Origin of the sequence: Paenibacillus mellifer, from assembly GCF_023195895.1 — a bacterium.
Classification (GTDB): domain Bacteria; phylum Bacillota; class Bacilli; order Paenibacillales; family Paenibacillaceae; genus Fontibacillus; species Fontibacillus mellifer.
This window is the reverse complement of the sequence record NZ_JALPRK010000004.1, coordinates 223,903-238,801: the sequence shown is the minus strand read 5'-3', so window position 1 is coordinate 238,801 and position 14,899 is coordinate 223,903. Positions and strand designations below refer to the sequence as shown.

Annotated in this window: 14 protein-coding genes; 11 read left to right on the top strand and 3 right to left on the bottom strand. The window is 51.4% G+C overall.

Annotated elements, in window-relative coordinates:
* The first annotated feature begins 264 nt into the window (after positions 1 to 264).
* On the top strand, positions 265 to 1,311 hold the full coding sequence (locus tag M0651_RS07160; protein ID WP_248551157.1) for an HD-GYP domain-containing protein: 1,047 nt from the start codon (positions 265 to 267) through the stop codon (positions 1,309 to 1,311).
* 69 nt (positions 1,312 to 1,380) lie between these two features.
* Here M0651_RS07160 and M0651_RS07155 read toward each other — a convergent pair whose 3' ends face one another.
* A complete protein-coding gene (locus tag M0651_RS07155; protein ID WP_248551156.1) occupies positions 1,381 to 2,097 on the bottom strand; it encodes a L,D-transpeptidase family protein in 717 nt (238 codons plus the stop codon).
* 237 nt (positions 2,098 to 2,334) lie between these two features.
* Between M0651_RS07155 and sigI the strand changes: the two genes are divergently transcribed.
* The 10 genes from sigI (at position 2,335) to M0651_RS07105 (ending at position 13,102) form a co-directional block, all read left to right on the top strand.
* The gene (sigI, locus tag M0651_RS07150; protein WP_248551155.1) at positions 2,335 to 3,096 is read left to right on the top strand and encodes an RNA polymerase sigma-I factor; all 762 of its coding nucleotides are present in this window, start codon (positions 2,335 to 2,337) and stop codon (positions 3,094 to 3,096) included.
* On the top strand, positions 3,062 to 4,447 hold the full coding sequence (locus tag M0651_RS07145; protein ID WP_248551154.1) for an anti-sigma-I factor RsgI family protein: 1,386 nt from the start codon (positions 3,062 to 3,064) through the stop codon (positions 4,445 to 4,447). Before sigI ends, M0651_RS07145 begins: the two co-directional genes overlap by 35 nt.
* Positions 4,448 to 4,509: 62 nt before the next feature.
* Entirely contained in the window at positions 4,510 to 5,208 is a 699-nt protein-coding gene (locus tag M0651_RS07140; protein WP_248551153.1) for a response regulator transcription factor, read from the top strand.
* A 3-nt stretch (positions 5,209 to 5,211) separates the two neighbouring features.
* Positions 5,212 to 6,681, top strand: coding sequence for a sensor histidine kinase (locus tag M0651_RS07135; protein ID WP_248551152.1), 1,470 nt, complete (start codon positions 5,212 to 5,214; stop codon positions 6,679 to 6,681).
* The gene (locus M0651_RS07130) at positions 6,678 to 7,832 is read left to right on the top strand and encodes a TolB family protein (protein WP_248551151.1); all 1,155 of its coding nucleotides are present in this window, start codon (positions 6,678 to 6,680) and stop codon (positions 7,830 to 7,832) included. Before M0651_RS07135 ends, M0651_RS07130 begins: the two co-directional genes overlap by 4 nt.
* 182 nt (positions 7,833 to 8,014) lie before the next feature.
* Positions 8,015 to 9,391 (top strand): ABC transporter substrate-binding protein, encoded by a 1,377-nt coding sequence (locus M0651_RS07125; RefSeq protein WP_248551150.1) that lies wholly within the window; start codon positions 8,015 to 8,017, stop codon positions 9,389 to 9,391.
* Positions 9,384 to 10,265, top strand: a complete 882-nt coding sequence (locus M0651_RS07120; RefSeq protein ID WP_248551149.1) for a carbohydrate ABC transporter permease — start codon at positions 9,384 to 9,386, stop codon at positions 10,263 to 10,265. The genes M0651_RS07125 and M0651_RS07120 overlap by 8 nt, the downstream gene beginning before the upstream one ends.
* Positions 10,266 to 10,280: 15 nt before the next feature.
* A complete protein-coding gene (locus M0651_RS07115; protein WP_248551148.1) occupies positions 10,281 to 11,159 on the top strand; it encodes a carbohydrate ABC transporter permease in 879 nt (292 codons plus the stop codon).
* Positions 11,160 to 11,171: 12 nt separating this feature from the next.
* Positions 11,172 to 12,323, top strand: a complete 1,152-nt coding sequence (locus tag M0651_RS07110) for an efflux RND transporter periplasmic adaptor subunit (RefSeq protein ID WP_248551147.1) — start codon at positions 11,172 to 11,174, stop codon at positions 12,321 to 12,323.
* A 56-nt stretch (positions 12,324 to 12,379) separates the two neighbouring features.
* Positions 12,380 to 13,102 (top strand): N-acetylmuramoyl-L-alanine amidase family protein, encoded by a 723-nt coding sequence (locus tag M0651_RS07105; protein ID WP_248551146.1) that lies wholly within the window; start codon positions 12,380 to 12,382, stop codon positions 13,100 to 13,102.
* Positions 13,103 to 13,122: 20 nt separating this feature from the next.
* On the opposite strand, the gene M0651_RS07100 is transcribed toward M0651_RS07105, so the two are convergent.
* Positions 13,123 to 13,554 carry a VOC family protein gene (locus M0651_RS07100; protein ID WP_248551145.1) on the bottom strand — a complete coding sequence of 144 codons (432 nt, stop codon included), beginning with the start codon at positions 13,552 to 13,554 and terminating at the stop codon, positions 13,123 to 13,125.
* A gap of 132 nt (positions 13,555 to 13,686) precedes the next feature.
* Positions 13,687 to 14,796 (bottom strand): DNA alkylation repair protein, encoded by a 1,110-nt coding sequence (locus tag M0651_RS07095; protein ID WP_248551144.1) that lies wholly within the window; start codon positions 14,794 to 14,796, stop codon positions 13,687 to 13,689.
* Positions 14,797 to 14,899: the final 103 nt, after the last annotated feature.

The window sequence follows — 14,899 nt, the reverse complement described above, 5'->3', positions numbered from 1 at the left end:
CGCTCATTTGCGCTGTATTGTCAGCCGTGATTCCCTGGACCCTCTATTTGATTAATCAGGCCCTGCATCGGTACGGAGATCCCTCTTGGAAAAAAACCGAGAAGTAGGGGCCTTTGGACCTGTGTGAGATGAGAATAAGGCAGCACCCCGCTCGTACAAAACACACCTTTAGGACTATTCAGGACAGATTAATTTTGCGCGATATTTATAGGTAAAGAACTATTTTCCAGCGGTTTACGTACAGAGGAAGAAGGGAGGGGTCCTATGAAAACTCACGTCATGGAGCTTCAGGAAGGGGATCGTCTGAGAACCGATGTGTTTAACCGGGCCGGGTTGCACGTTCTTCCAAAGGGGACAAGCATACATACGGAGGAAATTGCCCTGCTGATCCGGCAAAGTATCGATTATGTTGATATCGAACTACGCACAGGGGAAGATGACCTGAATTCCGATAAAAACCCTAGCTTCACGCAGCGTTTGCGCGATAACTTTTATTTTACGGTAAAAGGTTATCAGGCGTTATTTCTTGAAGCGCTCACGACAGGGAAATTCAACCAATCCATGGTTGAGCAGCAATTGGTGCCCATGCTTGAGGCACTCGATCAGAGTAAGGATGTCGTCTCACTCCTGATCGCCTTCTCTGAAGAAGACGTAAATATTTACAACCATTCATTACAAGTGGGCCTATTGTCCTATTATATTGCCACTTGGCTTGGACATTCGCCGGATGAGTGTTATGAAATTAGCAAGGCGGGATATCTGCATGATATCGGCAAGAGTCGAGTTCGCCAATCTCTACGAAATCGTGAACACGAGTTAATTGGGGAAGAGCGGGAAGAAATGAACCGCCATACCTCTTATGGTTATGAAATTATACGCAGATCCACAGGGGAAGAAGTGACGGCCCTTGTTGCACTTCAACATCATGAACGTGAAGACGGTTCCGGTTATCCGGCCAGACTCCGGAAGGAGAAGATTCATCCCTATGCTGAAATTGTAGCGGTAGCCAACGAATACATCGCGATGACTTCTCCCGACGCTTCGGGAACGCGGCAGGATCTCTTAACCGTATTAAGAAACATTTATATGATGGGGTTCGGCATGCTGAACGAGAAAGCGGTGCAGGCGCTGACTTCGAATCTCCTCCCGAATTTTATCGGGAAGAAAGTCAAACTAAGCAATGGCGAAACGGCGACGATCGTATGGAATAACCCGTCCGATATCTTCAAGCCTCTGGTGCAAATTGACGAGTGGCAGTTCCGGGATTTATCGAGAGAACGAGATATCGAATTAGTGCAAGTATTTGTCTAGGACTTCTAGAATCATAGATAAACAACCCGCATCTCATTCCGATGAGAACGGGTTGTTTTTGGTTTCACTTTATTCGGATAACCCTAGAGACCGGTAGATCCGATAGGATACAACGCCGTTGGGAATCAACCCCTGATCGCGTTGGTATTGGGTTAAGGCGTTGGCGGTTTCCCGGTTGAACTTGCCGTTGCATTCGCCCTTGAAATAACCTGCGCTCTTCAATCGGGATTGTATCAACTGTACGTCACCCCCCACATCGCCTTCCGCCAAATCGCGTGGATCGTGGTCAACATCCCCGAGAAGATGGCCAAAGATCGTTACCTTGGTTCCCAAGGGGATCAGATCATATAGCTCCATAACATCGTAATTCCTCATTCGGATACAGCCGTGGCTCTTGTGGCTTCCAATAGAATCGGGTCGGTTGGTGCCATGGATCCCGTAATAGCCCCACGGCACATTGAGGCCCAGCCACCGTGGACCATAGGAAGGCCCCCAGTCTTTGCCTTTATACGTCACCAGGTACTCTCCGACAGGAGTAGGCGTCAATGGGTTCCCTACCGCAACCGGGTAGGATTTGTAGGTTTGTCCTTGGATTTTTACGATCAGCCGGTGTTGCCGGGGGGAGACTTCAATCGAAAAAATACTCTCCTCCGAGACAATGGGCAGCGAAGGGGAGGCTCCTGTAGTTGCAGGAAAAGCAAGGGTAGGTAATAGAACGCATAGAAGCAACGCAAATACCGCTAAGGTCCGCATCATGACTTTACATCGGTTGTCTTTGATCTTCATGGATTCACCGTTTTATCTAATTGGATTGGTAATGGGACCGTTCGCTTGTCAATTCCGCATGTAGTGTCTCCTTCGTTACGGTGATTATGCGGAAAGCGGCTTTTGGGTTGGCTTTATGGTTCTCAGGTTGGGTTTATGCGTTGTACATTCAAAATTTTCTTATGTAATCACGATAAAAAAGATGGAGGGTTTCCCCCTAAAACAACGACATTTATACGTAATAGGAAGTGATCCGCAGTGTTGGACAGACCGATCGATGAAATCTTACATCAAGCGCAAGCGGGGAATAATGTCGACAGGGAGCGTTTGATCGACGATTACCGTCCGTTTATTCTGCGTACGGTAACCCATATCTGCAAGAGGCAGGTTAGTTGGAATCAGGATGAAGCCAGCATCGGAATCATTGCGTTCAATGAGGCGATTGACCGATATCTCTTCGCATCCGATAAATCATTTAATAATTTTGCTTATATGGTGATCCACCATCGGCTTATTGATGAATTTCGCAGGCAAGGAAAATACATGCAAATGGAAAGCGCCATTTGGGACGGGAGACACGCCGAGTTAGACTCGTCGCCGCTTGAAATTGCTAGTTCATTGGAAATATTCGAGCGGGAACAAGCGGCTGAAGCGCTCGCGGAAGAGCTTCGACTGTACGATGTGACTCTGCAGCAGTACGGGATAAATTTGGAAGAGTTAGAGGAAGGCTCTCCCAAGCATCGGGATACCCGAGCGCAGTTGATTCGGATCGCCCGAACCTTTAGTGAGCATCCGCAATGGCTGAATACGTTAAGGTCGACCAAAAGGCTCCCAGCCAAGGAAATGATGGCCGTCTTTAAAGTCAGCTCCAAGACGATCGAACGCAACCGGAAGTATTTGATCGCGTTAATTTTGATTTATGCCAGCGAAGAGTTTAAGCGAATTAAGACTACGGTATCGTTTGCGGAAGGAGGTGTGGAAGTGGATGCAGGCAACCGTCATGAAAATCACAAAAGATAACATTGTCGTCCTCTGCGAAGACGGAACCTTCCGCAATCTACCGAAGCCGGAGGTGCTGCCGGGGTTAGGAGAGCAAATTTCAGTGACTTCATCCGCTAGGAACGGTAACGTTAACCGGCGAAACATCAGACTGACAAGGACTGTAGGCTCTGCAGCCGCTTCAGTTCTGTTGCTGATCGGTATTGTTTTCCTATTCCATTGGATGAGGCAAACCACGGAACCCCTTACTCGAGTGGCCATAGACATCAATCCGAGCATCCAACTTGGCGTTACATCAACCGGTAAGGTTAGGGAAGTGAATCTGGTTAATGATGAGGCTAAGTTGCTCATCACCCCTCGTCAGCTGAAGGGGAAGACCTTTAGCGAGGCGGTTGGTCAGATTATTGCTCAGGCGAAGAGAGACGGTTATTTAGAGGCCGGAACAGCTAAAACGTGGATCTGGATGACGCTTATTCCACCAGAGAATTCCGATGCTCCTGCTTATTCGATCGACCTCTCCTCACTTCCGATCTCTGATAGCTACAAGCTGGAGTTATTTACAGCAACACCTGTACAGGTAGAAAAGGCGGAAGAAGCCCATGTATCCGTGAATAAATATAGGGTGTACGAGCAAGCGCAGGCACAAGGTGTAAAGTTGGATATTGCGGAGCTGCGGACTCACTCTATTGTATCTGTGCTTCAGGCGGAAGGGATAACGCCCGCCAGCCTATTTGACCGAGAGGTAAATAAGGAGAAGCCTGCCGCTGCAGGGGGCGACTTTTCTACTAAACCGGCGCCTTCGCAGAAGACGGACGAGGACATGAACGAGCAGCAATCGGGTCCGAACGCACCAGATGGGCAGGAGCCAACCGAGCAGAAGGGGAACAACTCTGCGCGTAATCAACCGCCTGCCAAGGAGGAGGAGGAGAGGACCAAACGCACCCAAACTTCGTCCTCGGGGAAAGAACGACAACCTTCTGAGAAACCGGCGGTGGAGTCTCGGGAGGAACCATCTCATGACAGTGCCACTGATCCGCAGCTGCCAGAAATGACAAAACCGGATCCGGTTAAGGTCCCTGGGAATGAATCTGCTGCGGACGGAAGTAAGAAGGAGAATGACAACAAACGGCCGGAGAAAGAGGTACTGGATGATCCCCAATCTCGTAACACGGCTCCATCGCAGACAGTGAACCCGGTAGGGGAAAACCAGAGAGAAGGCAACGGAGACGGCAATCATAAGAACAATAGTAACGGTAATAGCAACGGTAAAAGTAACGATAGCGATAACGGTAACGGTAGCGGACATGACAACGGTAATGACGCTGAGAATAGCAATGGAAAGAGGGGAACGGTAACTACGAAAAACCCGTAAACTTTCCTGCGCGTCCGCAGACAGGTACAATAGGTGTCGAGGAAAGTAAAATGGAGGCACTTATGGAGAAAACGAAAATCCTGATCATCGACGACGAAGCGGCTATCGCCGATTTATTGGCTTACGGGTTGTCCAAGGAAGGGTTCGACACGCAGACGGCGGGGAATGGAGCGGAAGGGCTGGAGCTGATGAAATCATTCCGTCCGGACTTGTTGTTACTAGACTGGATGCTGCCGGACCAAAGCGGGCTGGACATTTGCAAAAAAGTGACGGCGGCGTACAACCTTCCCATCCTGATGATTACGGCGAAATCGGATATTACCGACAAAATCCTCGGATTGGAATTCGGCGCCGACGATTATATTACGAAGCCCTTCGACCTTCGCGAAGTGGTTGCCCGAATACGCACGATTCTTCGCCGGTTTCAGCCGACTGGAGGCGATCATGGGTCATCCCAAGAGGAGGGGCGGGTTCGCTTCAAAAATATTGAAATTATCGAAAGCGAAAGGCTCGTTCGAAAGGACGGCGAGACCGTAGATTTGACACCGAAAGAATTCGATCTTCTGCTGAGGCTTTATCGTCATCAGGGCAAAATATATACACGCACAGACCTGCTTGACCTTGTGTGGGGTTATGATTTTCCCGGAGATACGCGCACCGTCGACACCCATATTCAGCGATTACGCAAAAAGCTGGATGCCGGTGACCAGATCACCACGGTATTCGGAATCGGGTATAAATTCGAGAAGCAGGCGGACTAGGCGATGATCCGTACGATTCGGGGAAAGTTTCTCGTCGGTTTCTTTTTGATCTTTGCTTTGTCCTTCGTACTGTTGAATCAAACCGTGGACCACATCATCCAGAAGAGCAACCGGAACATTATCACCGATGATTTGATCGGGTTGAAGAAGAACAGCAATGTCTATGTACGTCAGGCATTTCTGATCAATCACTTCACAAACGATGATCTCTATTTCGGGCAAATGTCCGAAGAGATCGTAAATGACCTGAAGAGGGCAACCTCCAGCGAGGTTAGCGCTTATACCGTGGATGGGGTGTTGCTTCATTCGTCTTCGGAGGCGGCGTTTACCCGGGCGGCCGATGATGATTTAAAACAGGCGCTAGCAGGCAAAACCGCTTATACCATATCCTATGAACAAGGTGCTGCGGCTGTACGTTACTCCTACCCGGTGATCATTGACGGAGCTAAAGTTGGGATCCTGCGCTTTGCCAAGGACTTTACATTGCTGTACGAACAAAGCGGAACGATTCTGGATACCATCACCTATTTGGCATTCGGAATTATGGCTGCGGCGTTTCTGTTCTCCTATATCCTGTCACGTAATATCACCATCCCCCTGGTCAAGCTCAGCAATGCCTCCAATGAGGTCATGAACGGGAACTTGGACGTAAGTATCGACGTTAAACAGAAGCGGCGAGACGAAATCGGCCGGTTAGCCGCGAACTTCAACGAAATGATTGGCCAAATCAAGCAGCAGATCGCCCGTATTGAACGCGACCGCGATCGTCTGGAGCGGTTGAATCAGCAGCGGAAAACGTTCTTCGACAACGTGACCCATGAGCTCAAGACCCCGCTGACCTCGATCCTCGGTTATGCTGAGATCATCCGTCAACAAGGGGAGTCGGATCGGGCTTTTTTTGATAAAGGCATGAACCATGTCGTCCAAGAAAGCGAACGATTACACGGCATGGTGTTGCGGTTGCTGGAGTTATCGAAGGAAACGGCCGGACGTGAAGAGTTCAGTCGAGTTGAGACAGGACGGATTTTACACGACACCTGCGAAGCTTTAGCGTTTAAAGCCAAGCGCTTCCAAAAAACATTCCGTTGCGAAATCGCCGAACAGCTTGATGTTTACGGGCAGGAAGACCGCATCCGGCAAATGTTTATCAATTTGCTGGACAATGCCATCAAATACAGTGAAGCCCGTTCGGAGATCCACGTCCAGGCGATACGCGCGGGGGGAATGGCTTGTTTCCTCTTTACCAATCAGGGGGAGACGATCCCGCCAAATCAATTGACTGAAATATTCGAGCCGTATTATGTCCCGGACCGACAGGGGGCTAAGGAGACGGGAAGCGTTGGTTTGGGGCTGGGCATCGTGAAGTCCATCGTCGACGATCATGGAGGGAACATTCGGATGAGCAGCGAACACGAAATGACGACCGTTGAGGTGGAGTTGCCCTTGGTGATGGCGGAAAGGGAGCGGTCATGAAACATAGAATATTACGTACCCTCGTCTGGTTGATGATCTGCGTCATGATGTTATCGGGTTGCGGCGGGAGACCGCAAACCCAAACGATCATCATTCCGGACACGGACGAAGGTCAGAATTCGGGCGGGCAAACCGGCCCGTTCGAGGTGCAGAAGATCTACCGAATGAAACTGGCCGCCAAGGGCGGGTTGATCGGCTGGTCCGGAGCGGATACGTTGTTAGGGTATTTTGGAGGAGCTGGAGGATCGCAGAGTCTTCAGGAAATCAAACCTCCTTATGACAATCTGCTGCAAGTCCTCGAAGTGGGTTATAAACAGTTTGTATTTGATTTATCCCCGGATGGACAGCGAATTACAGCGATGGAGGAGAACAATGGCAAGTTTGATCTCAAACTGCTGTCTCTTGCTGATGGAAAGGAGCAAAAGATAAGCACCTTTGATCCTCCCCAACTCAACTCGAAATGGTTCACCTGGTCAGATAATAGCCGTTATCTCTCTTTCGCGAGCTACACCACTCAACCCGCTAGTAAAGGTCAATCCGATATCGTGGTATACGATACGCAGAATGGAACGCAAGTGAACTACTTGATCTCGATCCCTGAGGGCAGCCGGGCGGCGCTGTATTCCTCCGTCCATGTTGCAGATGACGGGAATAGCGCGTTTCTTCTCAATCAACGGATGGATGAAATCTGGATTATCGTCGGAACCTTGATAGACGGAGAGTTTACCGCTCAATATGAACATGAGCTGATCGGAGACGGTCAAGCGGCGTGGATGAATGACGATCAGGTCGCTTTCCTGGGGAGCGATGGGACATTATACACGTACGACCTGCGGAATGAAGCGGTGACGGTCTTGCTGGACAGCGCTTTTAGCTTCAAGCTGTCCGGGGATCACCAATACGTCGCCTACAGCAAGGTGGACGGAACATTGTTCGCCGGCAAGTTACAGGGGAACAACGTTCTGAACGCCAAACCGATTTATCAGGGAATTCTGCCATCTGAGATGGCCTGGAGCCCGGACAACCGAAGACTGCTGATCTTCGGCGGAAGAAGTCTACTGAAAGGGAAACCGGAGCCCGTAGAGGTGCAAAATCCAGAAACCTCCATTCAGAGCCCCGAATGGCTGCCCTTCATCATCGAATTTAAATAACTTCTCTTTCAATGGACAGGAACGTGAACGATGACGTTCCTGTCTTTTTTGTGTTGCAATCATTTAGAGACATTTTGTTGACAATTCGGTCAAACGATGGTGACATCTGCTTTTTACGATGAAGTAGGCCAGTTAAACAGTAGTGTATCTTTCACAAGAGCGCCGAAAGGAGGAAAAAGACGGTGAAAACCACAAACCGAAAGAGAGCAAGAGCAACTGCGGCCACCGGTATCTTCCTGTTGTTCGCACTTGCTGCATGCAGCGGCGGGGGAGGAGAATCCCCCCAGATCCATACCGGCAAATCCGGCGATAAAGGATCCGAACAACCGGTCGAGGCCCCGGCAAATGCGGGGAAGACCACATTGACCTTTTCAACATTTTTTCCAGATCCCCATTTACAGGAGCTCGTCACCCAATATGAGGCCTTGCATCCGGAGGTGGACATTCAACTCCAAAGCGTACAGACAGATGATGCCCATCTAGAAGCGGAAATGGAGAAATTCATGACCCAAACCAACACAGCCATGCTGGCAGGAAAGGGGCCGGATTTGCTGGTGCTGGACGATTTGCCGGCGGCAAGTTATGTGAAGAACGGTCTTCTCGTCAATTTCGATGAGCTAATTGCGCAGGATTCTGCCTTTAAGAGAGAGGACTATTTCACGAATATCTTGGACCATGCCAAGATCGGCGGCGGCCTGTATGCCATGCCGATTTCGTTCTTCCTGCACGGACTGGCCGGCGACGAAGAAGCGCTTGCCCAGGCAGGGGTTGAAATCAACGACGATTCCTGGTCCTGGAACGATTTCGCGGTGTTATCCCAAAAACTGGTCAATAAAACGTACCCGCATGTCATCCACACCGAACCCGAATATATGCTGAACTGGATGGTCTCCGACAATTTATCGCTGTTCGTAGATGAGTCGAAAGGGACGGCCAAATTCAACACGGCCACGTTTACCGGCTTAATGAAGCAGGTCCAGAAAATGTCCGAAGACGGGGTGATCGGCGCTGAGGGAATCCCTTATTTCTTCCCTGTACAGATCAATTCGCCCGGCGATTATTTCGAATCGTTGAACAGCTTCCTGAGTTCTAACATGAAGCTGTACGTTAAACCTCACGCGCAGGACGTTGGCGCCGGCGGGTATTTCCAACCCTACCGAAGCATCGGCTTGAATCAAAGTTCCAAGGCGAAGGAACAAGCCTGGGATTTCGTGAAGTTCATGATCTCCGATCAAGTGCCGGTGGATCCGAACCATGCCGGCTTCCCGCTCAATAAACGGTTGTACGCCCAGGAAGTCGAACAGTTGAAGAAGGACGGCTCCGTACCGACAGCCAAAGAGGGTCCTTTGAAGGGGGTTCCGATCCAGGTGAATCCGGACGAACTAGACGCGCTGGAGAACGAACTGACAGGTGCTACCCATCTGGTGTCTAAATTCCAACCGGATCAACTGGCGGACATTATCGTGGAACAATCCCAGGCTTTCTTCAGCGGGCAGAAATCCACCGAGGACGTCGCCGGCCTGATCCAAAACAAGGTCACGACGTATCTCAATGAATAGCCGTTGGCGATCGAGACGGTTCCGGCGGGAAACCGCAGCAGTACTGTTGTTCTTGACGCCGAGCATGCTTGGTTTTGCGGTGTTCTACATGATTCCGTTCGTGATGGGCATCTCTCAATCCTTGACCAACCGCACCCTTGGCGGAAGATTTACCGGATTGTCCAACTATTCGGAACTGCTGGCCAGCGGTTCTTTCCGCAAAGCGGCTGCTAATACGTTGTTATTCACAGGGGTCAGCGTTCCGCTTCTACTCGCTTTGTCGTTAAGCTTGGCGCTCTTGATCAATAAAGGGCCCTTCTTTCGTCAAGGCTTGCAGACCGCTCTGATTCTTCCGCTGGTCGTTCCAGTGGCATCGGTTGTCCTGGTCTGGCAAATCTTCTTCGACTGGAACGGGACGTTGAACGCCTGGCTTTATCATGGGGGGCATAGCCGAGTCGACTGGCTGCAATCGAATGGGTCTATGGGCGTGCTGGTGGTGTTGTATCTGTGGAAAAACCTCGGCTACAACCTGATCTTGTTTCTGGCGGGCTTGCGGCAAATCCCGCGGGATTATTATGAAACTGCACGGATTGAGGGAGCGGGACGGTGGCATCAGTTTTCACGAATTACGCTGGTCTATTTGACGCCAACGCTGTTCTTCGTAGTGCTGATCTCGATCATCAACTCGTTTAAAGTGTTCCGCGAAACGTATTTGCTGGCCGGGGATTATCCCTATGACCGGATTTATATGCTGCAGCACTACATGAATAACATGTTCGCGGCGCTGGAGATTCAGAAACTGACGGCGGCGGCTACCCTGATGGTTCTCTGTATTTCCGTCCTAGTCATGGCCCTTCTCTCGGTGGAGCGGCGGTTTCGAGATGTTCTGGACTGAAGGAGGGAAAACGCGATGAAAAGATCGAAGCTGCTCCCTCAGATTGCTTTAACCGCAATACTTGGCTTCTTTGCCCTATTGATGTCCGTTCCACTGCTCCTGACGTTTACGAATTCGTTGATGACGGAGACGGAGATCGGAATGAATTACGGGCTTATCGGACAGATGACGGATGTTGCGGCGGGAGGCAATACCCGCTTCGTCAATCTGAAGTTGCTTCCGGATTGGCTGAGTTTCGGGCAATATCGGGAGGTCTTGATCCTGAATTCCAAGTTCTTGCGGATGTTCTGGAATTCGGTCGGGATGGTGGTGCCAATTATCGCCGGCCAGACGTTGGTTGCTTCTCTGGCCGCCTATGCTTTCGCGAAGCTGCGTTTTCGCGGAAGGGACAAGCTGTTTCTGGTCTATCTCTTAACCATGCTGATGCCGTTTCAAGTAACGCTGGTGCCGAATTATTTGGTGGCTAGTACGTTGGGGTTGATGAACAAGGAGGCGGCTATTATTTTGCCTGGGGTATTTGGCGCATTTGGGGTGTTTATGCTGCGTCAATTTATGGCGCATATCCCTGGCGCTTACGCGGAAGCAGCCAAAATGGATGGAGCTGGAGAGTGGACGGTGTTCCGGCATATCGCCATCCCGTTAGCCAAGCCTGGATTGGCGGCGCTGGCGGTGCTGCTGTTCGTGGATTATTGGAATATGATCGAACAGCCGCTCCTCTTCCTAGAGGATTCATTTAAGCAGCCATTATCGCTTTATCTGGCACGCATCGCCTCGGAGGAGCGAGGAGTCGGTTTTGCAGCCTCCGTTTTGTACATGACGCCGATGCTGCTGCTGTTCTTCTACGCAGAGTCGTATTTCATCCAAGGGGTGCAAATGTCGGGAATTAAAGGTTAGCAGGACGGAGGAATGGCATTGGAAGCGCAAAGGAATGAGGAGTCGCGGCTGCGAGTTAGGCAGCGGAAAATCAGATGGCTTGCCGGAGGGTTTATCGGCTTACTGCTGGTTTGTACGCTTCTTGGCAACACGCTGCAGAACCTGATGCTGCCTAAAGTGCGGGTAGCCGCTGCGAGTCCCGGCGAGCTGGAACATTCTTATGAAGGTTCAGCGCTATTAAAATACGGAGCCACTCAGGCTTTCATGAACCCGGCCGGCTGGAAAGTTAGTCAGGTGCATGTGAAAGAAGGGGATGTGGTTCACAAGGGGGATCTTCTGATCGAGTATGACGACAGTGAAGCAACTCAAGAGGTGGCCGATATGAAGGCAAACCTTGAGAAGCTCAAGTTGTTACTTGCCGATGGGGAAGAAGCGTACAAGCAGGCGGCACAGGTGGGAGATGAGGCGGCACTTCAAAGCGCCCGTGGTGCCATCCAAAATGCGAAGATCGATATCGCCACGCAGGGTCGGCATCTGGCGACTTTACACACCAAAATAGAGAACAACCGCCAACTGGTCGCCCCGTTCGACGGCACGATCATCGAGATTTCAGCGGTTGAAGGACAAGCTTCCGTCGGAGGGCCGGATATCCGCTTATCCGACAGTTCCAAAGGGTTTCGCCTTGAACTGCCGATCCCAAACGATGTCGCAGAGCTTGTGCGGATCGGTGATGAGCTGGACGTTCTGCTACCGGATCAGGACAATTCGATCGTTCAGGGGCAGGTCTCAAGCTTGGAAGCAAATGTAGGAAGCGATTTGACCGGCAGCGGAACCGATAAGACGGACCTAGCACCAACACCAAGTCAACTCTTGACGATTTCGCTCCAAGGAGATCATTTGCGAAGTGGAATCAAGGCTCGAGTCGTTATGACGAAAACCGGAAGCGCGGGGACGCTTCTAGTGCCTAAAGCGGCGATTCATGAGGATGATGCCGGTACGTTCGTCTACACCGTCGAGCCCAGAGAAGGCCCGCTTGGCAATGCTTACTATGTTGCTCGTGCTAATGTCGAAGTTGCTGGAAGCAATGGTTACAACAGCGCTGTTACCGGAGGGGTGTTTGAGGGGCAGCAGGTGATTGTGGAGAGCACGGATCCCATTTTGGAGGGCAGTCGCGTTCGTTTTTGAGTGGAGATAGACGGGGATGGAGAGGGAGAAGAGGAGAAAATCGGGAGGAGAGCAACATGGGGAGAAGTGGGAAAGTTGCGTATTTCATTACCTTCTTAGGTATCGTTATCGTTTTGTTATCCTTTGGTGGGTTGATCACCTTCGGTGGTGAGGATACCTTAGGTTCCGGTCATCGGTTCTTGTCGTCCGCACCGGCGACTGGGGAGGAAGTGCCCGTACCCAGCAGATCCGATGGGAAATACCGGATCATCATCGACCCCGGTCACGGGGGGAAAGACCCGGGGGCCAGCAGTGTGAGCGGCAGGGAAGAGAAAGAGTTTACGCTTGCCCTCGCCCAGAAAGTGGTTGATCTACTTCGGCAGGATTCGAGGTTCGAACCGTATTTAACTCGAACAAGTGACGAGTTTATCGAATTGGAGGATCGTTCCAAGGTCGCCAGCGATCTGCATGCCGATGCATTAGTATCCCTTCACGGCAACACCTATGAAGGGCCGGAGAACGTGTCCGGTACGGAAACGTATTATTACGCCGAGGGAGACGGCAGTCGTGAACTGGCAGAAGATATTCATCAGCATTTAATCGAAGCCTTGGATTTCCGTGATCGAGGGGTTCGTCAAGAGGACTGGAAGGTGCTGCGAACAAGCGAAGTGCCGGCAGTCCTGGCGGAAATTGGGTTTCTGACGAATGCAGAGAATGAGTCTTTTCTTTATAGCGAAGCAGGGCAGGACAAGGCTGCGCAGGCGATTGTGGAGGCTTTGGAGGAATACTTCAGGAAATAAGGACGGAAGAAACGGCATGCTTACATGCCGTTTCTTCCGTCGTCATAACTAAGCTGCCATTCGATGCCGTACTTGTCCTTCAAATTACCGTAACAAGGACTCCAGAAGGTCGCCTGCAATTCCATTTGAACCGAACCGCCTTCCTTAAGCCGTTCAAATGCGGAGGTGATCTCCTCCCGGTTTGGACTGACCAGTGCCAAACTGATATGGGTTCCAACGGTATAGGGGGAACCAGGGAACACATCGGAGAACATCAGGTTACTGCCACTCACCTTAAGGTTAGCGTGCATGACCCGATCCTTCGCTTCTTCGGGAAGCGTATAATCCGGCTCGGCGGAATGCGCTTCACCGTAGGTGAGGATTTGCGGCCGCTCTACGCCAAACGCCTGGGCATAAAATTCAACCGCCTCGCGGCAGTTTCCGTTGAAATACAAATAAGCGTCAATAGGCATGATCTCTACCTCCTAGTCATATCTTGTCCTACATGGGTGACTCCTTCACCAGCTTAACCAGAATGGGTCGTACCCAATCCAATTCCGAGGAAAAAAAGACCTACCTGGCCAACCCTGTTCAGGTCTTGCTTGTTATTCGCTGACTTGCAGCGTTAATGCGGTTTCAGCCACTTCTGCGCCGTTGACCAGCAACACGATACGGTGTTCGCCGGGGTAATGGCGACGAGTTGTCAGGTCGGCCCAGCTGTGCCGCCGTTTGCCGCTGAGTCGTGAACCGCCGGGGACGGTTTTGTCCGAGAGCAGGAACAGCTTGCGCGAGGTACGGCCGCCGGCTTTGACGAAATCGATACCGTATTCGATGCGTACTTTAGCCGGTTCGCCTTCTCGGACCGTCAGCTCGTAGCGGAGCTCGCTGCTGTCGCCGATCCGAAGTGCGGCCGGCACGATTGCCAGCGTCGCCGTGGTCGTGAGCGGTTCGCCATCCTCACCGGAGGCGTATCCGAACAGCTCCAGCGCCTCGGGACCGCCGCGCCGGATCAAGGTGCGGCAGCCGTGGCGCACAATCCAATCGGTGTGGGCGTGGGTGCCCTTCCAGCGCCGAGCGATGTCCAGAACAAGGTCCGGGTGATCCTTGGCGATATCATTCAGGTTATTGGCCACACTCTTGCGGACGTACAAGCTGGGATCGGCCTTCAACCGCTCAAGAATCGGAAGGATGGGAGAAGGGTCTCGTTTGAACATCGGCAGCGCTTGACCCCAGGGGAGGCGCGGCCTGCAGCCTTCGCTCGCCAAGCGGCGAACATGCTCGTTGTCGTGATCCGCCCAAATCGCCATCTGACGCATCATCCGTTCTGGATCGCGTTCGATGAATGAACGGACGGCAAACTCGGCGGATGACTTCGGCGTAAAGCGCTCGAACGCCTGCATGGCAAGCGCCCAGTCCGCTTCGGCACAGCCAAACACCTCAACGAAGTCGGGGAAGAACAGGTAAGGGAATCCAATACAAGATTCGTCTATTGCGAACAGGACGTCCAGCGCCTCTGCAAAGCTTGGCGGAAGCCATGCACCCAGTTTCAATGTGATTTGCCGCATCCGAGCTTTGAGCTCCAGCTTGTCCCAGGTTTCATCCATCACTGCGGCGACAAATGCATCAGGCTCAAACGCCGGGTAGGCGTCCTTCACTTTGCTGCCGAAGCTGCGTAAGAATGCCTCGTTATACATCGATTTTAACGTATCGGCCATGTCCATTCTCCGTTCTATACCCAACTGTGATCGAGAGATTTTGGGTTCTATTTTACTATGACGGTTTTATTCAGCGCAAACACCAGAGAAACACGGCGTTAAT